At 43.7% G+C, this 22,434-nt stretch carries 23 protein-coding genes; 4 read left to right on the top strand and 19 right to left on the bottom strand.

Going from position 1 to position 22,434, the window contains the following annotated elements; genetic code table 11:
* Window positions 1-262: 262 nt before the first annotated feature.
* The 3 genes from pflB to AC1HCU_RS08295 form a co-directional block, all read right to left on the bottom strand.
* Window positions 263-2,503: a formate C-acetyltransferase gene (gene pflB, locus AC1HCU_RS08285; protein WP_480365110.1), complete on the bottom strand. Its 2,241-nt coding sequence runs from the start codon at window positions 2,501-2,503 to the stop codon at window positions 263-265.
* 228 nt (window positions 2,504-2,731) lie between these two features.
* Complete coding sequence (locus AC1HCU_RS08290) at window positions 2,732-3,511, bottom strand: formate/nitrite transporter family protein (RefSeq protein ID WP_480365112.1); 780 nt, start codon at window positions 3,509-3,511, stop codon at window positions 2,732-2,734.
* A 541-nt stretch (window positions 3,512-4,052) separates the two neighbouring features.
* Window positions 4,053-4,730, bottom strand: coding sequence for an ImmA/IrrE family metallo-endopeptidase (locus tag AC1HCU_RS08295; protein WP_480365114.1), 678 nt, complete (start codon window positions 4,728-4,730; stop codon window positions 4,053-4,055).
* A 690-nt stretch (window positions 4,731-5,420) separates the two neighbouring features.
* Between AC1HCU_RS08295 and AC1HCU_RS08300 the strand changes: the two genes are divergently transcribed.
* Together AC1HCU_RS08300 and AC1HCU_RS08305 are read left to right on the top strand one after the other, a co-directional pair.
* Window positions 5,421-5,891, top strand: a complete 471-nt coding sequence (locus tag AC1HCU_RS08300; protein ID WP_480365116.1) for a hypothetical protein — start codon at window positions 5,421-5,423, stop codon at window positions 5,889-5,891.
* Between the two features lie 2 nt (window positions 5,892-5,893).
* On the top strand, window positions 5,894-6,310 hold the full coding sequence (locus AC1HCU_RS08305) for a protein-export chaperone SecB (RefSeq protein ID WP_294071433.1): 417 nt from the start codon (window positions 5,894-5,896) through the stop codon (window positions 6,308-6,310).
* 152 nt (window positions 6,311-6,462) lie between these two features.
* Here AC1HCU_RS08305 and AC1HCU_RS08310 read toward each other — a convergent pair whose 3' ends face one another.
* A complete protein-coding gene (locus tag AC1HCU_RS08310) occupies window positions 6,463-7,716 on the bottom strand; it encodes an ATP-binding protein (RefSeq protein ID WP_480365118.1) in 1,254 nt (417 codons plus the stop codon).
* A 187-nt stretch (window positions 7,717-7,903) separates the two neighbouring features.
* On the bottom strand, window positions 7,904-8,200 hold the full coding sequence (locus tag AC1HCU_RS08315; RefSeq protein WP_480365120.1) for an excisionase family DNA-binding protein: 297 nt from the start codon (window positions 8,198-8,200) through the stop codon (window positions 7,904-7,906).
* Window positions 8,201-8,351: 151 nt separating this feature from the next.
* Between AC1HCU_RS08315 and AC1HCU_RS08320 the strand changes: the two genes are divergently transcribed.
* Window positions 8,352-8,930 (top strand): type IV toxin-antitoxin system AbiEi family antitoxin domain-containing protein, encoded by a 579-nt coding sequence (locus AC1HCU_RS08320; protein ID WP_294071424.1) that lies wholly within the window; start codon window positions 8,352-8,354, stop codon window positions 8,928-8,930.
* A gap of 25 nt (window positions 8,931-8,955) precedes the next feature.
* Complete coding sequence (locus tag AC1HCU_RS08325; RefSeq protein ID WP_480365122.1) at window positions 8,956-9,621, top strand: nucleotidyl transferase AbiEii/AbiGii toxin family protein; 666 nt, start codon at window positions 8,956-8,958, stop codon at window positions 9,619-9,621.
* A 15-nt stretch (window positions 9,622-9,636) separates the two neighbouring features.
* Here AC1HCU_RS08325 and AC1HCU_RS08330 read toward each other — a convergent pair whose 3' ends face one another.
* The 14 genes from AC1HCU_RS08330 to AC1HCU_RS08395 all read right to left on the bottom strand — a co-directional run bounded on the left by AC1HCU_RS08330 (window position 9,637) and on the right by AC1HCU_RS08395 (window position 22,432).
* The gene (locus AC1HCU_RS08330) at window positions 9,637-10,032 is read right to left on the bottom strand and encodes a WbuC family cupin fold metalloprotein (protein ID WP_480365124.1); all 396 of its coding nucleotides are present in this window, start codon (window positions 10,030-10,032) and stop codon (window positions 9,637-9,639) included.
* Window positions 10,022-10,990 carry an MraY family glycosyltransferase gene (locus AC1HCU_RS08335; protein ID WP_480371130.1) on the bottom strand — a complete coding sequence of 323 codons (969 nt, stop codon included), beginning with the start codon at window positions 10,988-10,990 and terminating at the stop codon, window positions 10,022-10,024. Before AC1HCU_RS08335 ends, AC1HCU_RS08330 begins: the two co-directional genes overlap by 11 nt.
* Before the next feature lie 58 nt (window positions 10,991-11,048).
* Window positions 11,049-11,612, bottom strand: coding sequence for a PIN domain-containing protein (locus tag AC1HCU_RS08340; RefSeq protein ID WP_480365126.1), 564 nt, complete (start codon window positions 11,610-11,612; stop codon window positions 11,049-11,051).
* Entirely contained in the window at window positions 11,602-12,057 is a 456-nt protein-coding gene (locus AC1HCU_RS08345; protein WP_071137892.1) for a helix-turn-helix domain-containing protein, read from the bottom strand. Before AC1HCU_RS08345 ends, AC1HCU_RS08340 begins: the two co-directional genes overlap by 11 nt.
* 164 nt (window positions 12,058-12,221) lie before the next feature.
* The gene (locus AC1HCU_RS08350) at window positions 12,222-13,175 is read right to left on the bottom strand and encodes an NAD-dependent epimerase/dehydratase family protein (protein WP_480365128.1); all 954 of its coding nucleotides are present in this window, start codon (window positions 13,173-13,175) and stop codon (window positions 12,222-12,224) included.
* Window positions 13,168-14,007, bottom strand: coding sequence for a radical SAM family protein (locus AC1HCU_RS08355; RefSeq protein WP_480365130.1), 840 nt, complete (start codon window positions 14,005-14,007; stop codon window positions 13,168-13,170). The genes AC1HCU_RS08350 and AC1HCU_RS08355 overlap by 8 nt, the downstream gene beginning before the upstream one ends.
* Window positions 13,976-14,680 (bottom strand): three-Cys-motif partner protein TcmP, encoded by a 705-nt coding sequence (gene tcmP, locus AC1HCU_RS08360; protein ID WP_480365132.1) that lies wholly within the window; start codon window positions 14,678-14,680, stop codon window positions 13,976-13,978. Before tcmP ends, AC1HCU_RS08355 begins: the two co-directional genes overlap by 32 nt.
* A gap of 35 nt (window positions 14,681-14,715) precedes the next feature.
* Window positions 14,716-15,441, bottom strand: coding sequence for an IS21-like element helper ATPase IstB (istB, locus tag AC1HCU_RS08365; protein ID WP_480365134.1), 726 nt, complete (start codon window positions 15,439-15,441; stop codon window positions 14,716-14,718).
* 14 nt (window positions 15,442-15,455) lie between these two features.
* The gene (istA, locus tag AC1HCU_RS08370; RefSeq protein WP_480365135.1) at window positions 15,456-17,024 is read right to left on the bottom strand and encodes an IS21 family transposase; all 1,569 of its coding nucleotides are present in this window, start codon (window positions 17,022-17,024) and stop codon (window positions 15,456-15,458) included.
* A gap of 215 nt (window positions 17,025-17,239) precedes the next feature.
* The gene (locus AC1HCU_RS08375; RefSeq protein WP_480365137.1) at window positions 17,240-17,584 is read right to left on the bottom strand and encodes a hypothetical protein; all 345 of its coding nucleotides are present in this window, start codon (window positions 17,582-17,584) and stop codon (window positions 17,240-17,242) included.
* A 295-nt stretch (window positions 17,585-17,879) separates the two neighbouring features.
* Window positions 17,880-19,130, bottom strand: coding sequence for a glycosyltransferase family 4 protein (locus AC1HCU_RS08380; RefSeq protein WP_480365139.1), 1,251 nt, complete (start codon window positions 19,128-19,130; stop codon window positions 17,880-17,882).
* A complete protein-coding gene (wecB, locus tag AC1HCU_RS08385; protein ID WP_480365141.1) occupies window positions 19,123-20,256 on the bottom strand; it encodes a non-hydrolyzing UDP-N-acetylglucosamine 2-epimerase in 1,134 nt (377 codons plus the stop codon). The genes AC1HCU_RS08380 and wecB overlap by 8 nt, the downstream gene beginning before the upstream one ends.
* A gap of 17 nt (window positions 20,257-20,273) precedes the next feature.
* Window positions 20,274-21,416, bottom strand: coding sequence for a capsular polysaccharide biosynthesis protein CapF (locus AC1HCU_RS08390; protein WP_480371133.1), 1,143 nt, complete (start codon window positions 21,414-21,416; stop codon window positions 20,274-20,276).
* A 2-nt stretch (window positions 21,417-21,418) separates the two neighbouring features.
* Window positions 21,419-22,432 (bottom strand): polysaccharide biosynthesis protein, encoded by a 1,014-nt coding sequence (locus AC1HCU_RS08395; RefSeq protein ID WP_480365142.1) that lies wholly within the window; start codon window positions 22,430-22,432, stop codon window positions 21,419-21,421.
* Between the last annotated feature and the right edge of the window lie 2 nt (window positions 22,433-22,434).

A 22,434-nucleotide genomic window follows, 5' to 3' on the forward strand; every position in this document is an offset into this window, starting at 1 on the left:
ACTCAGCTTTTTTAGGATTCAGCGATCAGCTATCAGCGGTCAGCTATCAGCTTTGGTAGTGAAAGCTTGTCAATTTTGGTGGTTAGCTTTTTAGGCTTCAGCTTTTCCCGAATGTGCGTCGAAGTCCTTCATTATTCGTTGGGCACCTGTCCGGCAAAGGTTTCGTAAAAAGAGAAGTAAGCGTAGCGACTTCTTCTCTTTTAGAAACCAAGACGATGACAAGTCAAAGAATAAGGACGGACGAGAAGCACATCGGGAAAATTTACAACATCTGATTTATCGTCCTCGAAATCACATCCAGCTGCTGTTCGCGCGTCAGCTTGATGAAGTTCACCGCATAGCCCGACACGCGGATGGTCAGCTGCGGATGGTTCTCCGGGTGGGCCATCGCATCCAGCAGCAGCTCCTTGTCGAACACGTTCACGTTCAGGTGCTGTCCCCCGTCGGCGGTGAAATAGCCGTCCAGCAGCCCCACCAGGTTCGCCACCCTCGTATTCCGCTCCTTGCCCAGCGAGCCCGGCGATACCGCGAAGGTATAGGAGATGCCGTCGTGTGCATGCTGGAAAGGCAGCTTCGCCACCGATGCCAGTGCTGCCACGGCCCCTTTGCGGTCGCGTCCGTTCATCGGGTTGGCCCCCGGCGCAAAAGGAGTACCGGCAGGGCGGCCGTCGGGTGTGGCACCCGTCTTCTTCCCGTAGACCACGTTCGAGGTGATGGTGAGGATCGACTGGGTCGCCGTTGCATTGCGGTAGGTCTCGTGCTGGCGCAGGTAGCCCATGAACTTCTTCGTGATGTCCACCGCAATCTGGTCGGTACGGTCGTCGTTATTTCCGAACGGCACATAATCGCCCTCCCGTTCAAAGTCCACCGCGATGCCCCGCTCGTCGCGGATTACCTTCACCCGTGCGTCGCGAATTGCCGCCAGCGAGTCCGCCACAATGGAGAGCCCCGCGATGCCCGTGGCCCTGATTCTTTGCACGTCGCCATCGTGCAGCGCCATCTCGAATGCTTCATAGGCATATTTGTCGTGCATGTAGTGAATCACCTTCAGCGCATTCACATACACCTTCGCCAGCCAGCGCATCGTCTGTTCAAACTTTTCCATCACCTCGTCGTAGTCCAGATATTCCGAAGTGACCGGCTCATATCTGGGAGCCACCTGTACACCCGACTTCTCGTCGCGCCCCCCGTTGATTGCGTAGAGGAGGCACTTGGCCAGGTTGGCACGTGCGCCAAAGAGCTGCATCTGCTTGCCTATCTTCATTGGCGACACGCAGCAGGCAATGCCATAGTCGTCGCCATAGTCGGGCCGCATCAGGTCGTCATTCTCATACTGTATGGCCGAGGTATCCACCGACACTTTTGCGCAGAACCGCTTCCAGTTTTCAGGGCTCTGCTGCGACCAGAGCACCGTGAGGTTCGGCTCCGGTGCCGGCCCCAGGTTGTAGAGCGTCTGCAGATAGCGGAACGAAGTGCGCGTGACCAGCGTCCGTCCGTCCAAGGTCTGTCCCCCCAGCGATTCCGTCACCCATACCGGGTCGCCCGAGAAAAGCTCGTTGTAGTCCGGTGTACGGAGGAAACGCACGATGCGCAGCTTGATGATCAGCTGATCTATCAGCTCCTGGGCTTCCGTCTCGGAGATCAGCCCTTCGCGCAGGTCCTTCTCGATGTAGATATCGAGGAAGGTCGATGTGCGCCCCAGCGACATGGCCGCGCCATCCTGGTCCTTCACGGCAGCCAGGTACGCGAAATAGAGGAACTGCACCGCCTCGCGGCTGTTGCGTGCCGGCTCCGTCACGTCGAACCCGTAGGCCTGGCACATCTTTTCAAACGCCTTCAGCGCTTTAATCTGTTCGCTCACCTCCTCGCGGCTGCGGATGGCATTTTCGGTAAACTCCTGTATGTCGAGCCGCTGCATGAATGCTTTCCGCTCCCCAATCAACGCAGTAGTGCCATAGAGTGGCACACGGCGGTAGTCACCAATAATGCGTCCACGGCCATAGGCATCCGGCAATCCCGTGATGATGCCCGACCGGCGTGCTGCCAGCATCTCGTCGTTGTATGCCGAGAAGACGCCTTCGTTATGCGTCTTGCGATAGCGTGTGTAGATCTTTTTGGTCATCTCGTCCAGCGTGTAGCCGTATGCATTCAGCGCATTCTCCACCATGCGGATGCCCCCTTTGGGGAAGATGCCCCTTTTCAGCGGTGCGTCGGTCTGCAGTCCCACCACCGCCTCGTTCTCCCGGTCAATATATCCCGGGCCGTAGGTATCAATCTCCTGCGGGAGTTTCGTTTCGGCATCATACACCCCTTTGGCCTGTTCTTCGCGGAACATCTCCGTGAGCCTGTTCCACACCTTGTGAGTACGCTCCGTGGATGCCACCAGAAATGAATCGTCCCCCTCGTATGGCGTATAGTTTTGCATGATGAAGTCCCTCACGTTGATCTCTTTTCTCCATAGTTCACCCCGGAACCCCTGCCATGCATCCTGTTTACTGTTCATAATAAAATGTTTATATAATAATTTTTTTTATATGACTAAAATATTTATTTTCAATGGTGTCATATGGAACTCGCTTTAGTCATGATCTTGTGTGATAATGATTTTGACAAAGTCGATTACTTCGTAATTCATGCTCGTTTCATATGTTAATTTACCCGCATCTTGCTGATAGCTGACTGCCGGCCATTGATTGCCGGCCAATGACTACCGAACGCCGACGGCCGCCCCCTATTTCCGATACAACCAAGCGTACACCATCCCCACCAGTCCCATACCGCCGACGATGTTTCCCAGTGTGGCCGGGATCAGGTTGTTGATGAGGAAACTGCCCCAGGAGATCTCCGCACCCGTATATATGGCCGCGGGAATAAAGAACATGTTCGCGATGGAGTGTTCGTAGCCCAGTGTTACAAAGAGCATTACCGGAATCCAGATGGCGATGCTCCTTCCGGCAATGTCCTTTGCGGTGAAGCCCATGAACATGCCCAGGCATACAAGCCAGTTGGCACCGATGCCTTTAATGAAGACACGCATAAAATCCTGATTCACTTTCTTTTCGGAGAGATAATGCAGATAAGAGTGCCAGGGGTCGCTGTCGAGTATCCCCACGTGGGCCGACAGCAGCCAGGCGATCAGCTGTGCCCCGACGAAATTAAAGAGGTAGGAGACTGCCAGTATTCCCGCCACCCTGCCTGGCGACAGTTCCTTCCGTTGCAGCGGAAAGGCAAGCCCCGCACAGTCGCTTGTAAACAGGTCGGCTCCCGTCACGGAGACCATGATCAGCCCGATGGGAAACATCGCCCCCGCCAGGAACTTCACCAGCCCCGGGTTTGCCTCACCCACTCCCGGCATGCCACCGGCTACCATCACGCTCAGCAAACCGCCAAATGCAATGAAGGCACCGCCCAGCACCGCCATAACGGCAAATTCATGAAAGGGGCGTCTCGATTTATCCATGGCCGCACGTCTGAATGCGTCCGCAGCCTCTGTCGGAGTAAAATAGTTCATGCTTGTAATAACCTAAAACGAACCTAAAACAAAAAATCCGGAACCTGATGATCCGGACTGTTTCCCGTGATCAACCTGAACACGGATGCAAAGATAATATATCCTATTTAATTAAAGAAATTTTTCCTTAATAAATACCCTTCAGATACTGAATTTTTAAATGTCTCCACGGAACGTGGTGAAGCAAATCCCTCCTTGAAGAACGTCATGCACATTATTTCTGTATTTACAATACACCATCGAGGCGCTCTCACCTGATCCGTATTTTTTTTGTAAAATAAAAAACTCTTTTCGTTCTTCATTGATAGGTTCCCATTTTTCAATCGAGATTGTTTTTAACAGTTGAACAGTATTGAGAATAATAGTCTTGTGCAATATAGCCAACTCATTTTCGAAAACGATATCAAGTATTACAAAAGAGTATGTTGGTAGAGTTTTTGGTAATAGAGTGAGACAATTACCCTTAATAAAATGAATAATTACATCAGAATCCAGAATTACTTTTGTTAATTTTGTGTTACACATGGTCATCACAACCTTCTTAATCATTATTCTGAGTTGGATCTACACCTATCTTCGATAAGAGTTCAATATAATGTCCCTCTGAGATCAATCCTTTATCGAAAAGTGTTTTAGCTTTTACACCGTAGTCACCTAATACCAACCCGTCATTTCCTGGCAGATACAACGAAATATCATAACCGTATTCTCGGGCAGATCTGATTACAGGCATTTCTTTCAATTGATTAAATCTGTTTTTTGATATTAATCGTAAGGCGCTTAACCGAACTAAAAGAGCGTTTCTTGACACACCAAAGAAATGTTCTAATTTCAACAATGAAGCCATAGAAACCTCATTTTGCGATAGTTCCTCTTCAAGAAGCATACTTTTAATTCCAATTTCCGGCATCAGAAAGAGAGAAGAAAAAAAGTCGGCCTCTTTTTCTTGCTTTGACGAATATATACTTCCCGGATTGCAATAGTGAACTTCGAATGTTTCCTGTACATATAGATGGTATAGCTCGTGAGCGATCGTAAAGTGTTGTCTTCCCCTGGCATGGTTAGCATTGATTAAAATAAATCTACTATCATTCCTCTTCAGGCACATGCCCGAGAAATTATCTCCCAAAGATTTAAAAAGCGTCAGGATATTCAATTTCAAGAGCAATTGTTTAACCGGAACAGGATCATAAGGAGACAGTCCCCATTCGGTTCTCAATTCACTGGCTTTTATTTCACCCTTAGATCAATTAATGATGATAAGGACGTAATCACCGGAACAATTACAAGCTATGCATTTAAAGCCGACGATATCACGTTTAAGAACTCCAAAAATGAAACAGTCTGGATGCAGACGACACGAAAGAAATAACCCCACTTAGGAATCAAACGCGGGCATAACCGAATACTTACCATAAAATGGCAGATAAAATTGCCACGATAGAATCTTTTGTCTATTTTTGAAAATCATAAAAAAATGTTAACTTTGCAGTCCATAAAATGAGCGAGTTAGAGAATAAGTCTGAGATAAACTATGATTCAGCAAAAATACTTCACGATAAGGCACATTATCCATCTGTAGCCCATTGTTCGTACTACAGCTGTTATCAAGTTATTCAGACATATCTGGTTCTATAAGATGGGTAAAACTGACTCAGACTTAGATTTAATCAAAGAATAAAAAAGCCGAGAGAAAGGGATCCCACGATATCCTCATAAATGAGATTCAACTGTACATTAAAGGGAACAATTCAAGCGATTTCCGTCTTATTAATTCAAATATAATGCAGCTTAAAAGATTGAGAAGTTCCGCTGATTATGATGACAAAGCATTTATATACAGCGAAAGCTTAAACTCTATACAGTTATCAGACATTTTAAGACCGGTACTAAAAAAGTATTTACGCAAATGACACCTAACGAATTTATCATTTCAAAATTACAATCCTTTATTCACGATTTCCCTGAAACCCGCGTTCGGTACGAACATGATAAACTTTCAGATACACATTTTGTGGAAGTCGTGCCTAATGAAGTATATTATTTGAGTGAAAGATATATCGCATGGGAGAGTAAAATGTTTGATGAGTTTGTAGATCAATTTCCACACGAAAATATTGGTTTTATATCGGATGATGCCCTTGTTGGATTAGAGAATATTGACTTTGAACTAAAGGGACTTCATTTTGACATGCCTTGTATCTCATCCACAAAAAGTATTATAATTGAAGAGACGAATTTAGAAATATCAAGTTTTGTAAATTCAGTAACTATCCATGACATCACCATTTCAACCGATATCAATCATCACTTTAGTAACAATCCAATAAATGGACTCCCCGATATTGGGCAATTTACAAATTTGCCAAAAGCATCTTAGAAATGGGAAATGATAACAAAGATATGGAATCCGGCTTCAGGATACATAATATCCTTTTACTGGAGAGCGATTTTAAAAGGGTACCTAATGTTGTATTTGACGACCCTTCAATCACACATGACATTCGAATTGAAGGGGAAGTAACTGTAAATGCAGAAAAAAACATCGTATCTGTCATACAAACGCTCCATTTCTCTCAAATCTTAAACGAAGAAAAACAAATATCAGCTACCATTAAAATGATTGGTGTATTCGAAAAAACTGGGGAATCGGTAATCGATCTTGAAAATTTTGGTAACGTAAATGGTGCTGCTATTATATATCCCTATATTAGAGAACATCTGACCAGCCTGTCAGTAAAAGCTGGAGTTGGTATTATCCTGTTACCGCCGGCGAACTTTACCGCTTACAATAAATAGCTTCAACTCCTCCATCATTGCCGGGCGGGCGCATACTTATAATACTACCTCAGCGCCAAATGACAATTTTGTAGAAACCCAAACAGGAGCATCTGGCAGAAATCGATTTTGTACTTCAAATCAATGACTCCGTAATACCTGTTGCAACTCCACTATTCTCCCAATGAAGCAATAGAAATCACGTTGACACCATCTGGCCGTGTATAACTCATTCCAGTACCTGTGATGATGTTTAAAGAAGTCGGACCCGATGATTTATCCTTATCAACCACTTCGTTTAATTTCAACAAATTGCTGGCTGCCTCATCATGCATCCCCACACCCAATTTTACTTCAAAAGCAGCCCAAGCACCGCTATTTTGCCTGACTATGGCATCAATTTCCAAACCGGCTGAGTCGCGATAATGTGAGACTTCTGCATCATTGGCCCTTGCGTACATTTTTAAATCATGATAAACGAGCGATTCAAACAAGAACCCACAATATTTCAGATCTTTCAATAGCGCCTCTTTGGTTAATCTAAGCGCGGCTATAGCCAGGGAGACATCACAAAAATGCCGCTTTGGAGATTTCCGCAACGAATTTGCAGATCGTATATGCAGATTAAATGCGGGTTGTTCTTCAAAAATCATCAATCGTGACAATGTATCCAGATAATCAATGATCGTCGGCCGTGATAAATCAGCATCTTCCACTGTTTTCATATCTTTAGCCAACGTGGTATTATCCACCAATGTAGACACATTTCGTGCGATTGAGCGAAGCAGCATTCGTACTTTCCCCGGGTCTCTTCTCTTGTTTGAAACCCTGCTCATATCGATATCTGCCAACAAATCCACATACCCCCTGTTCAATAACAGGGCCTCTTCGAAAGGAACACCAATGAGGGCGGGCCAGCCTCCCTTCATCATTCTTTCAATGATTACTTCAAGGGAAATTTCATTCTGCGAAAAAGAGATACGATCTCCACGCAATAATCCTGACATACTCACCGCTCCCGTCGAATAACCCATCTCCCGCCACGACATTGTCTGCATTTCTACGATTGTAAAACGCCCCGATCCGCTATGCAGTCTTACCTCTTCGTCGGGATTTGCCGACCCGGTGAGAATAAATTGTCCTTTTTGCTTTCTGTCGTCTACTTCATGACGCACATAATTCCATAATTTCGGTTGTTCCTGCCATTCATCCAGTAAGCGAGGAGTTTCTCCCACCAATAGCATTTTGGGATCAATCGACATGATTACAGGCACCTGTTCATCTCTGTCCACCTGTAAAATGCTTTTGGCAAACTGTTTTGCAGTTTCTGTTTTTCCGCATGATTTTGGTCCTTTAATCAATACAGCACCAGAGGCCCTCAATTTTTGCCCAATTTCAGATTCTACTATTCTCGGAAGATAAAGCATGTTTTTTGATACAAATATACGAAAGAAGTGCTATTTTACAAATTAATACGATACTGTTTTACAAATTACCATATTTTTATTTTACATATTACTAAATGTCATAACAAGTCTTCACAATAAATCGCTTCAACTCCTCCATCATTGCCGGGCGGGCGCATACTACCCAGCATGTCATCATATCAATAAGTCACTGCTTCTGCTCCTTTTTCATTTTCTGTTTGTAGTCCATCACATCTTCATATTTAATTCTTCTATGTTTGCCTACTTTAGTATATTCTATTCCCCCTTCCCCCAGCAATTTCACTAGATAAGGTCTTGAACATCCTAAAATTTCAGCTGCACTTTGAGTAGTGACTTCGGTAGCCAGAGGTACAATGGAAATGGGTTTACCCTGACTCATTGCCTTGAGTAATTCACTTAATAAATTCAATGCTTTTAAAGGAAGAATAATTCTTTCTCTGGTTTCCTTAATCTCTATTTCCACCTGGTCCAATTTTAATTGTTTTATGGAGGAAATGAGAGAAATGTATGACTTCTGCGCTAATTCTCGTTCACGCTTATTTGGTCTTTGAATATTATTTGGGAAAATCAAAATTATTCCTTATTTTTGTGAACTGAACATTGAAATTAATCCAATGAATAGTTCTCGAAATAACGACTTGATTTTGTCTGTTTTCAGCGATACACGAACTGTATTCACGCTGAACGATGTTGCCATGCTCATCGGAGAGAGCGAATTCAAGAAGCTGAATGAGCGATTGAATTATCATGTCCGCAAAGGCAAGCTGCTTCGTCCACGAAAGGGCATTTACGTCAAACCCGGATATAAACCCGAAGAGTTGGCCTGTACGCTTTATACTCCATCTTATATCTCGCTTGAATATGTACTGCAAAAGGCCGGCGTTGTCTTTCAATATGATGAACGGATAACCGTCGTCAGCTATTTAAGCCGGAGTGTGGATATCGAAGGCCGCATTTATGCCTATCGAAAAATCAAGGGTGAAATCCTGATTGTGACACAGGGTATCCTCCAAACCGGTAATGTAAACATTGCTACACCTGAACGTGCCTTTCTGGACATGCTCTATTTGAATAAGGAGTACTATTTCGACAACCTGGCCCCCCTTGACAAAAATTTGATCATACAACTTTTGCCGGAATATCAATCAAAAACACTTACGGCAAAAGTGAAAAAGCTGTTCGCCAATGGTTAATATCAACAAACATAAATTTTTTCTGATGCAGATACTCAAAGATATCTATTCAGATATTGAGTTGGCAAACTGTCTTGGCTTCAAAGGCGGAACGGCGTTGATGTTCTTTTACGATCTGCCCCGTTTTTCGGTCGATTTGGATTTCAACCTGCTCAACCCTGCCAAAGAAAAAACGGTGTACGAAAAGGTGCGAACAATTCTGTCGAAACAGGGTAAGATATTCGACGAGGCAATGAAGTTCTACGGTCCGATTATCGTGTTGGATTATGGTATCGGCGAACGGAAATTGAAAGTGGAAATATCCAACCGGCAGTGGAACAACCGGTACGAAATAAAGAACTTGCTGGGTATCAACATGCAGGTAATGGTCGCTTCTGACATGTTTGCCCATAAACTCTGCGCCATGCTTGACCGTGGAGAAGTGACAAATCGCGATATCTTCGACAGTTGGTTTTTCATGCAGAAACAAACGCCAATAAACAAAGATATTGTTGAGACTCGCATGGAAATGCCACTTGCCGACTATTTACAGAAATGTATCGGGCATCTCGAAAGCATGAGTGACCGGGGAATGTTGAATGGCTTAGGCGAATTGATGGATGAGGATATAAAGAAATTCGTTCGCTCGAAACTACGGACAGAAACTATATCCCTGCTTCAATTCTATAAAGAATTTCCGATTCTCGCATAGTGTGAATGAGCATTCCTATAACCGGATGATATCCTCCGGTTGCAGGGGCGCATACGGCCCGTCTTTCACCTCGAAGATCACGGTGCCGCTCTCCAGTACCTCCAGCGTATGCCATTGACCGGCGGGGATGTGAATACCATACCTCCCCTCCAGAGGGTTAATCATAAACTCGTTGGTGACCATCCTCTCGTCATTGTAAAAAAACACCTTAATGGCGCCCCGCAGCACGATATAGGTTTCAGCCGTATGCTGATGCCTATGGATTGGAAGTTCCGTTCCCGGCTCCAGAGCATTCAGCAACCGCTGCGCCTTCGCCTCCAGGTTGTCGTGCAAATTATAATTCATGCGAAGTCGGTCGCTCCCCTTCGCCTTTGAAGTAACGCTATTCAATAATTTTTCCTCAATCAACATAAGACCTTCTCCTTATAATATCCATCATGGGAAATTTAATCATGTACAATCCCATCAAAACAACAAGCAGCGCGACAAACACCCACCACCCAATAACCGGATAAAACACGATGATCAGTGCCGAGCAAAGCAGCTGCACCGCAAAGTAGATCAGCGATACCACCCTATGCGGCACTTTCCGCTCATTGGCCAATATCTGATAGAAATGCAACCGGTGCGCCTCCATAATATTTTGTTTTAGCCAGATACGATGCCCGATGGTCATCACCGCATCCACCCCATACACCATCAGGAAGCCCAGCCATATCAGGTTACTCGTCTTCATGATCAGCAGCAACAACAACGTCACAATCCAGAAGGCGATGCCCACGCTCCCCACGTCCCCCGCAAAACACCTCGCCCTCTTCCGGAAGTTGAAGAAGAGGAACACCCCCGACGCAATCATCGGGTACCAGATCAGGTCAGGATGCACAAAATTACCGTAAGACAGGTTCACGTACTGCAACGCCCCCAGTACCGCAAGGCTATACAACCCCGTGATTCCGTTGATGCCATCCATGAAGTTATACGCATTCACAATACCGATAAACACAATATAACCAATCACGATGGCCCACCAGGGATACACCCCGAACACCCCCGCCAGGTAAAACGCGCAACTCATCGCCAGCAGATGAAACAGCAAACGAACCTTCTGCCCCAAATTCTGCACATCATCCCAGAAGCTCACCCCCGCGATTAGCGTGATGCCCGCAAAGAACCACAGCCCCTGAGAAGAAAAATGAAACAACAGGAACAGCAACGCCGCCACCCACCAGATGATTCCCCCACCCCGGATGGTGATGTAGTTGTGCGAACTCCGCTCGTTCGGTTTGTCGATGATGTTGAACCGATCCGCTATCCGGAAATAAAAAAGTTCTGCCGCAAGCAGCAAAACTAAGACGATGAGATATGATATTATTGCACTCATATTCAATTTTAAATGAAACTATTCAACGTTTTCGTTTTCTTCCCTATTAAAGAAGGGCATGCAGGTAGTCGGCAGTATCTTTCAGTCCGTTTTTTCTTAAACAGTCCAACACTTCATATTCATCTAACTCAGGATTTTTTTTGTTCAGAACCATCTCTTTGAAAGCCTCAATCGCAATTTCTGTGTTTAAGTCAATGAGATCCGTCAGGAAATCATCCGGTGTCTTAATTTTCAGGCCATATCTATCCAGAACATCTTCCGGGAAATCCTTTATATTGTTCGAAACAATTACATGTGCATTCGTTTTGATAGCTGCGGCCAATACATGCCTGTCTTTTACATCCGGCAATTCAAGATGCTCAATAAGAGTTTCGTAATGTGTCACCAAAGCATCGGGAAAGGCATTGTTCAGGTTAAGTGTACGTTTTTCTGATTCATCAGGTGAAACACCTTTTCTATGCATCACATCCTTCCATTCATCAAAAATATGATTACTCCATTTTGGCGTATACATATCATAATGGGCAAACCAGAGAAGAAGATCTCTGATAATCACCGGATAAATCACATTGGTATCCAGGACTGCCGTAAATCGAACGCTATGAATCATAAAGCCCTAGGTCTTCATCTGCATGCATCATCTCAATGAGCCGTTTCTTTTGCTCCTCTTTCATTTTCTTTTTGTAGTCAATCACATCCTCATATTTAATGCGGCGATGTTTACCTACTTTCGTATATTCAATTTTTCCCTCCTCCAGTAATTTCACAAGATAGGGTCTTGAACATCCCAAAATTTCCGAAGCTTTTTGCGTTGTCACTTCCGTTGCAATAGGTACTATTGAAATAGGTTTACCCTGACTCATTGCCTTTAATATTTCGCCTAATAAATTCAATGCTTTTACAGGAAGAATAATTCTCTCCCTGGTCTCTTCAATTTCAATTTCGGCCTGGTCCGATTTTAACTGTTCAATCGAGGAAATGAGAGAAGTGTAAGACTCCTGTGCTAATTTTCGCTCACGTTTATTAGGCCTTTTTATATCATTTGTCGTTACCATAACTGTAGTTTTTAATGTTGGAACTACAAATATAAACGAAATATTCGAATCATGTGAAATATTCGAAATATTTAACTCGCCTAATCCACTAACTTATTCTGCAAACCTCACAAAAGGTAACAATACCATAGTTTATCTCAATGGAGCTGATAAGACTCGCTTTCTCACCTAAAACTCTCCAACGTTTTCCGCATCCCCTCCCTGGCCGATACCGGCATGCGATCAATCCCCAGTGCACGCTTAATCTTATCGTTGCTCACCACGTAGTTCTCGGTAAGCTTCTGCAACCTGACTTTGTTGAGTGGAAGGTGCAACACACCCCCCACCCGGGCAGCAGTATCCATCAGTCCCTTAGGGAGCTTCCAGATAGGAGACTTTTTCCCGACCGACTCACTGATCAACCCAATCAGTTCATTCGTCGAGAGCGGCTCATCGTCCCCCACGTGATAGACGCCACTCTCAACACCATCCTTCACAATCAGCTGCTCCACCACAAAGCTGATGTTATCAATAGAGCAAAACGACCGTCGGTTCTCATACGCCCCCAGTGGCCAGGGAACACCTTTGCTTACCACATGGTAGAGCAGGTTCAGGTTTCCCTTGTTTCCCGGTCCGTGTATCATGCACGGACGAAGGATAAACACATTTTTTTGAAGATTATCCGCTTCGTGTCTTTTTACCAACAAGTATTGTTCCGCTTTGATCTTCGATTCCCCATAGGGGCCAACCGGTCTCGGCTCAATATCCTCCGTCAGCACATCCCCCGGCACACTGTCCGCCGCTGCCTTCACCGAGCTAAAGAAGATAAATGTCCGCGCTTCCGACTGCAGGAAATAGTCGAATATCTTTTGCGTAAGCCCTGTATTAATATCAAAATAACTCTGCGCCACACTCTGGTTCTTTGTGTCGTGCGCTTTCCCGGCAAGGTGAACAATCGCGTCCACCGGAGGGATCTTCCCAAGTTCCTCCCAACCAAAAATGTGCTCCACCCCCTTCTTCTCTGGTTGATGGATATCCAGACCAACTATCGTATGGTTCTTGAACCAGCTATTGGTGAAATTAGTGCCGACGAACCCGTTGATGCCAGTGATAAGAATTCGTTTTATTGATTTATTCATCAGCTCCTTTAACCGTTGATATCTCTAAATTAAGAACTTTTTTGATACTTTCCTTCCACTTTATTTTTGGATTATCTTTCAAGTTTTTATACAGTAATCTAATATTGCTATCAGATTGACTCTCAATCAATGAATTAGCTTTATCTAATGTTTCGTTGTCAACATAACCATTCATTTTCAGCCTTCTGAGTAAATAATTTGCTTTACCAATCCAAATAAAATCAGTTATATAATCTTGAATATCTGTAACAAGATTAAGGATATTTTCATCTAACATAGGTTCACAAGAAACGCTTGTTTCGAAACCCTTTTTAAATGCATAAATTAGACATTTTTTTCTTTCTTCATATTCAGGTGCGCCAGGCTCCCAAAAGTTAAGAATCTTGTTATCTGTTGATCCTATAGTAAATCTAAAAAGGATATTCTTTTTATAGTTTTTAAATTCATCACAGATAGAACTAATGACCTCAAAATGAGGTTTTGAAACAATAAGTACATTATTGCCTGAATCAATTATTTTTTGTAAAAATATAAGTGTATAATTTAAATTATCAGGTGTAATGTCATGACTAGAAGGAAACATTATAAATCCACTCTCTTTTTTGAATTTTTTATTAAACTGATTAAAGTTTATCTCTTCGTTTCGCCAGTTTTCGGTTGTTTTACGTTTAAAACGAATCGCCATTTCACGGCTATAACAATATTTACAATTGTTACTGCAACCACTTATAAAATTGGCATTGCTTACAGCCCACTCGTAGGTTCCAAAAACATGTTTATTAAAATCTTGCATTTCTTTTTTATTCAAATACCAATTGTCGTTGTCCATCATGTTCAATTTTTATTGCTTCTTCCCAAAATTGTAATCCCCTTTCATGTGACGAAACAAAAATAAGGTCATAATAATTCTTGATTCTTACAAACGATGTAAACTTATATCCAATTTTTTCTAGACTGCTAACGTAGTAATCTCTAAAAAGAACTCTCAGATCAAGAGTATCAGAATTTTTTAATTGGGGATTATTGAAAAAGTCAGAAGAGCCTAAAAAACTACTGTACTTATTGATGACTTTTGTATAGCTCTGTGGATTATGTATTGCATTAGTAATATTCCTTGTAAAATCTGTACCTATCGCGATATTAATTATGAAATCAATATTCTTGAACTTTACTTTTAATTTCCTTATTAAGTCAAAAGGAACACTACAATCCGTTGGGTCAATAAAGATTAGATACAAACCGTTTTTATCAGTTTCATTTGCGATATATTCACAAATATCATCCGCTTTAAAATAATCTCCTAAATGTGCATGAGCATTCTGCAAATTTAATTTTGTTATTCTATGATTTAAGATTTCTACTATTTTAGGATTATTATCAAAAAACACAGCCTTTGCAATATTCTTAAATTCTGTTCTTTTAGCTACTGCGTATTCCGGTGATGCTGACCCCTTGTCCGGGATGTTGACCCCCTCCGTTCTCCCGGAGGGCACTCCGAAGGTCATCCTTTTTTGATTTATCAAAAAAGGCAAGTACAAAATTATCGATTTTTTCTTCTCAGGGAGTCTCCTTTGAGTGTTATTTTATGTGACGCGTTCAACAATCGGTCTAAAATGGCATCGGCAACTGTCTTTTCCGTTATGATGTCGTACCATTTTTCCAGTGGAAGCTGAGAGCCTATGATAATCGATTTTTTAGCGAACCGGTCTTCAATGATCTCCATTAATGTCAGTGAACTTATATTGTCCAAAGGCTGTAACCCGAAGTCATCGAGTATGAGCAGGTCCTGCTTTTCAATCCGCTTGATCTCTTTCATGTAAGAGCCGTCCACTTTATTTATTCGTAACGCGTTAAAAAGTTTCTGGGTATTGCGGTACAGGACCTTGTATCCCATCAGGCATGCCTGGTACCCCAGGGCCGATATCAGGTAGCTTTTCCCTAACCCGGTGGCACCTGTCACCAGGACGTTCTCTGCCCGCTCGAGGTAATTGCAGTCCACCAGCCGGAGCACCTGGTTCCTGTCCAGGTTACGCGGATGCGAGTAGTCTATTTCTTCAAGGGATGCCGGGTAGCGGAACCCCGCATTTTTTATCAGCCGGTCCGTTTTCCGGTTCTCCTGTTCTTCCCATTCGGCTTCGACCAGGGTTGCCAGCATCTGGTCGATGGTGAACTGCCCCGATGTTTTACTCTCCAGGATAGCCCTGAACGAGGACTGCATGCCGTACAGGCGGAGCCGTCCCATTTTTTCCAATGTCATTTCATTCATGTTCCTTTTGTTTTTTAATCGTTACACATGTCTTTATAATAATCGCTTCCCCGGAGGTTTTCATGCCCGGGAAGTTTCCGGTCATTTGCCGCCTGTTCCCCCTCTGCCCAAAGCTTGTCGGTATTGTTGGCCAGTACCTTTGATATGAACCCGTAGTTGTAGGTCTCCATCCTTATCCCCATCCTGCAGGCGGTCACCAGCCGCTCCTTGCCCACCTTTTTGGCGAAGGAGAGTATTCCCACGCAGGCACGGTAAAGCGTTTCAGGGTAGTTCTTCTGCGAGAGTACGCCTTCGATGTAGGTTTTTACTTCGGGGCTGATCCCGACGGCCCAGTTGATGAACTTCTCCGGGTTCCACTCCGAGACGAACCGGTGGTGCGAGGGCAGGTGCTCCTTGACGGTGGTGTATTTATAGGGTTTCCTGTCCCTCAGGTGGAAGGCCACGCGTTCGCCTTTCAGGTAGACGCAGACCTCCTTCGAGGTGTAGCTCAACTTTACTTTCTCCCCGATGTGACGGTACGGGACACTGTAGTAATGCCTGTCGTCGGAAAGTTGCACATGGCAGTTTTTCATCACCGTCACCTGTTTCGTCTTCCTTATTTCAAAACGCTCGCCCGGCAGGGGATTTAACGCTTCCCGCTCCGTTTCCTCGAACAACTGCCTGCGGGAGTAATCCTTACCCTGGAAGGGTGTCCCGTTGTGCTTTTCAAGGCACCGGAGTATGGCCCCGTTCAACTCTTCCAGCGAAAAGAAGGTCACCTGCGAGAGCTCGGCGTGCACCCGGGTATAAAGCGTGCGGATATGGTTCTCAACAAGGGATTTGTCCCGGGGTTTCCGGCTGCGTGCCGGCAAAACACCGCAACCGTAATGGTTGGCCATGTCCAGGAAGTCCTCGTTCAGGGCGGGATCATATTTGCTGCTCTTGCTCACGGCGCTCTTCAGGTTGTCGGGAACCAGCACTTTGGGAACACCGCCATAGTAATGCAGCGCGTTCTGCACGCTGGCGATAAAGTCCTCCTTTTGCTGGCTGGGAGAAGCTTCCCCATAGGTGTATTGGCTCTGCCCAAGAACGGACACAAAGAACTCACATTCGATGATTTCACCCGTGCCGTATTCAACGTGGTGCAATTTCTTTCCCGCGTAGTCCACGAACATCTTGTCCCCGGCCTCGTGCTCGAAGTGCATCACGGCCGACTTGCTCTCCCGGTATTTTTGGTAATGGTGGCAGAACTGGGAGTACTGGTAGCCCCCGGGATGGGTCTCCTTGTATTTGCACCAGAGGTAATGTAGGGTGAAACCTGTTTCCTCCAACTTGCTGCTGATATCGGGGAAAAGTTGTCGCAATTGGGTCAACTTATCCCGGCCTCGCGTATTATCCTCCAACAGGATATGCTCCAATGACTCGTTGCTGTGGGAAGTTATTGCCTCCGGTGGCAACCCTTTGGATCCGGCCTGGCGCAAATATCGCCTGACCGTGTTCTTGGATATGCCCAGATCCCGGGAAATCGTCTTGATCCCGTAACCAAGGCCATGTAAATGTAGTATCTGTTTGACCATGCTGATGCTTTTCGGTGTTCCTGCCATCTTGATTCTCGTTTATGTTTACTCTGGCAACATAAACAATTCAAAGTGGGGAAAACCTTCGGCGCCCGGGTGGGGTCAATATGACGGAACGGCAGGCTGTGGACATTCCGGCATGTTGACCCCTGCATTCATTTAATAAAAAATGCGTGTCCCGAGGAGTTTTGCAGAGGGGTCAGGATCCCGGAACAGGGGTCAGCTTGTTCCGGAATGAGGGGTCAGGATAAAACGGAATTTGCAGCTACACACAAAGATGTTCCGTTAATTTCATTTCCGACTGATCTATCAATACATTTTCCAGGTCCGCTGCAAATCTCAATATAATACAGGTTATTCCATTTATTTTTCATACTTACAGTGAACATGTTAAAGTATTTTACAAGAATGAAGATCTTTTTCCGGGACCATTCTCCGACACACCTTACAGGAAGCCCATCAATTAAAGACAGAGCTCTCATACACAGGTCATTATCGGTTACCTCATCTCTTTTCTTTGAATTACAATACTTTTCGCATGACGGATTTCTGACCTCTTCAAGATCAATTGTTTTTCGTTTTGCCATATTATTATTTTAAAGGTTTATTTATAATAGTTTCCATTTTTGTATCAAGATATTTAAGATTGCAGAATTTCATAAAATAAACATGTGCATTTGTTTATAACTTATTCTACAACAATACATTATTGTACGCATCCTGTGTTATTATAAATTAATCGAATTTGTTAACACCAAGAAGCTATAATGCAAAAAATGTAATAAGCATGGCAATCTGAAATGTTGCATTAATGTGTTTAAAAGAGGTGTAATAATATGGCACAAACTGATGAAGGTAAAAGAAAAACTAATCATTACTTTTTTATGAAAGCAATCCATCAACCAACTTCACATACTCCCCGGTCACCTTCTCTTTAGAGTAATTATTTTCAATACTCACATATCCATTCTTACCCAATCGTTCAAATTCAAATAAAGGTGTGTTTCTCAACACATCCGCCATTATTGCAACGTTTGCTCGTAAGTTTCTTTTAGTCAAAAGATATGCGCAGTCTTTGTCATTTAGGAAATTAATTATGGGAGTTTTATCACCAGATATAACAATCAATGGCTTTGCACATGCCATTATAGTATATACTTTTGAGGGGAAGCCATGACCTTCAGTGTCGGGCGACATAAAAATAAATTGTATATCTGAATATGCAAGAAGGGAAGGCATTAACTCTCTTGGTTGATAAGGAAGAATATGCAACTTATCTAACTGCTTGTCTGCTTTCTCTTGCAATAGTCTTTCCTTTTCGGCACCTTCGCCAATTACAAAAAACTCTACTGCATCATTCTTTAATTCATCTGCTAGAGCAACCAAAGGTTCCCAGTCTTGAGCAAAACCGATATTCCCCGCATACATCACCTTTATAGATTCAGTATCGGGGAACAACTCTTTGTTTAATTCTAATGTCGATTTCTCAATAGGCTTGTAAATATCGGTATCTACGAAATTAGGAATTACATGTAATTTAGTTCTGTCCTTAAATCGAGAAACAATCGTATTATAAAATATCTCATCAATTGTAGTAACTGCATCAGACTTGTTATAAACAAACCTTTCCATCCACTTCAAAAAAGATATAGTCAAACCCGACTTTAATCCACCTTCTTCAATCAATAAGTCGGGATATATCTCTTGAACATTATAGATTACCTTTGCACCTTTCAGTTTTGCTATAATAACATTCAGAAAACCTATGGTCAAAGGTGGAGATGGAGATAAAATCAGATCAATTTTCTTTTCGCACAACGCAAGAACAAAAGAAACTATGTGCCAATATACAAATCCAAGTAACCTTAGTAAAGTACTCTTATACTTCTTTTGATAAATATGCTTTACTTTAATCCCGTTAAAATAACTCTCATAGAATAACCCCAATGCTCTTTTCCTTAACGGTTGTTTCTTTAATTCACTATCAACAACATTATAGTGAGGAGTTGTAGTTAACACTGCAACTTCATAACCAGAAGCCTTAAATTTTAAAGCAATGTCGTTATAAAGATATGCAGTAGATACACCATCGGGGCTAAATACAATACTATGTATCAATATTTTCCTACTCACTCCAAACTACTCGTTTAATGTAATCTGTATAGGAGATGATGATGCGTACCACCTTCTCACTCACGTTGGGCATGCTGTAGTCGACAACAGGACGGAAGTTACGAACATCGCCAATTTGCTGATATTGCAGCTGAACAAGTCCCTGCATCACACGCTCTGGGTTCAGTCCCACCATCATCACAGAGGCCTCTTCCATTGCTTCGGGTCGCTCATGCGCTTCACGAATATTCAGTGCCCTGAAGTTAAGGATTGACGATTCCTCAGAGATTGTACCGCTATCAGACAATACTGCAAAAGAGTTCATCTGCAACTTGTTGTAGTCGCTCAATGCCATCGGCTTCATCAACTGCACATTCTTGTGAAAAGTGATTCCCTTCTTTTCAATCATGTTACGGGTGCGGGGATGGGTAGAGACAATCACCGGATAATCATATTTCTCAGCGATACCGTTCAATATCTCCACCAGGTTGGAGAAGTTCTTCTCAGAAGAGATGTTCTCTTCTCTATGGGCAGACACCACGAAGAACTTACCCTTCTCAAGGTGAAGCGTTTCAAGAATATTAGAAGCCTCAATCTTAGGCAGATATTGCATCAATACCTCATACATCGGACTACCGGTCTTGATGATTCTGTCGGGACGTAAACCTTCCGCTAAAAGGTATTCACGTGCAATATCACTATAGGTAAGGTTGATGTCCGCCGTATGATCTACAATCTTGCGATTGCTCTCTTCCGGCACCCGCTGATCGAAACAACGATTTCCGGCTTCCATATGGAAGATGGGAATATGTCTTTTCTTGGCTGCAATGGCGCACAGACAGGAATTGGTATCACCCAATACCAGGAATGCATCCGGTTGTTCCTTTTCCAGTACAGGGTCTATATTGATCAGGATCTGTCCGGCTGTCTCTGTTGCGTTTTTACCTGCAGCATTCAGAAAATGATCCGGTTTGCGCAGACCCAGGTCCTCAAAGAAGACTTCGTTCAACTCATAATCATAATTCTGTCCCGTATGCACCAAGACATGCTCAACGGCTTCCGATGCATCCAGTTTTTGCAGCACACAGGCCAAACGGATAATCTCCGGACGTGTACCCACTACGGTCAATACTTTTAATTTCTTCATCTCTTTATCTTTCATATCTATACCGACAAAAAATAGGTATCAGGTCTCTCCGGATCGAACACTTCGTTCACCCACATCACCGTGACCATATCTGTCTCACCCAGATTTTCAATATTGTGCGTATACCCTACCGGTATATCCACCACTTCCAGTTTGTCGCCGGAAACAAAATATTCGTGTACCTTCTCCTCGTCGATCTTCCGGAAACGAATCACTCCTTTTCCACTTGCCACCAGAAACTTCTCGTTCTTGGTATGATGCCAATGCTGCCCTTTCGTGATGCCCGGCTTGGAGATATTGACAGAAACCTGCCCCCTGTCGTTGGATTTCAAGAACTCCGTAAAAGAACCTCTCTCATCCACATTCATCTTCAACGGATAGGAGAACTGGTCCTCGGGGAGATAACTCAGATAAGTCGAATAAAGTTTCTTCGTGAAAGGATCAGAGAGATCAGCCACAAGAAGGTTCTTCCTGCTTTCCTTGAAAGAGTAGATCAAATCCACAATCTCTCCCAATGTAATCTTATGCTCTACCGGCACTTTGTAAAGCTCACCCGACTTGTTTGGATTGCCCTCCAATGCTGCTATCAGTTCTTTCACCACATCATCGATATAGACAAGTGTCATATTCACCGAACGGTCGTTCACCTGTATGGGAAGATCATGAGCCACATTGTGACAGAAAGTGGCCACCGCACTGTTATAGTTGGGTCGGCACCATTTACCAAATACATTCGGGAAACGGTAAATCAATACATCCGTTCCTGTCTCACGACCGTAATCAAGAAGTAAGTTCTCACCAGCCTTCTTTGATATCCCGTAGGGATTATCCAATTCAGCCTGAATGGAAGATGATAACATTACGGGACAATTGTTGCCATGTTTCTTTAATGCATCCAACAACAGAGAAGTGAATCCGAAATTACCTGCCATAAATTCACTCTGATCCTTCGGTCTGTTTACTCCTGCAAGGTGAAATACAAAATCTGCATCCTTGCAATATCCATCCAGAAGCGAAGGATCAGTGTCAATGTCATATTCAAATAAAGTAAGCTCGGGATTTAAATGATACCCTTTGGCTTTGCCTTCTTTGATGTTATTTAGTTCGGCAATCAGATTCTTCCCGATAAATCCTTTTGCACCTGTTATCAGAATATTCATCATTACAGCAGATTTAAATCTTCTCTTATCTCTGGAAGTTTCAAAAGCAGTTGCTTCATCCCTTCCTTATCCAATCGGAAAGTATTGTGCGAATGATAATCCTCCACTTTCGAAATATCTTCCTGGCCTTCCACGAAGAACTTATCATAATTCAAGTCACGAGCATCAGCCGGAATACGGAAATAATCCCCCATATCTTCCGAGCGGAACATCTCTTCACGAGTTACCAATGTCTCGTACAGTTTCTCACCATGCCTGGTACCGATTACCTTCACTTCCGTATCAGCGTGGTATAACTCTTTCAGTGTTTCAGCCAAAACAGTCAATGTTGCAGCCGGTGCTTTCTGTACAAAAAGATCGCCCTGGTTGCCATGCTCAAAAGCATACAGCACCAAATCCACCGCATCATCCAATGTCATCATGTAACGAGTCATACCCGGATCGGTAATAGTAATTGGTTTACCCGACTTAATCTGATCAACCCACAAAGGAATCACTGACCCCCTACTTGCCATTACATTTCCGTATCTTGTGCAACAAATGGTAGTCGTGGCATCATTACCCAACGAACGCGCTTTGGCAATAGCCACCTTTTCCATCATCGCCTTACTGATTCCCATGGCATTGATCGGATAGGCAGCCTTGTCGGTACTCAACACCACCACGTTTTTTACTCCATGCTCAACAGCTGAATCCAATACGTTTTCCGTCCCTATTACGTTTGTACGTACTGCCTGCATTGGGAAAAACTCGCATGAAGGCACCTGCTTCAGTGCCGCAGCGTGGAAAACATAATCCACGCCCCGCATGGCAGTATCCACAGAACGCTTATCACGTACATCCCCAATGTAGAACTTCACCTTCGGATTCTGCAAACAATGACGCATATCATCCTGTTTCTTCTCGTCGCGACTAAAAATGCGGATTTCTTTGATATCTGTATCCAAAAACCTTTTTAGTACTGCATTACCAAACGAACCGGTACCACCGGTGATCAAAAGTATTTGATTTGTCATAT

Source organism: Proteiniphilum sp. LBM24028 (genome assembly GCF_056629195.1).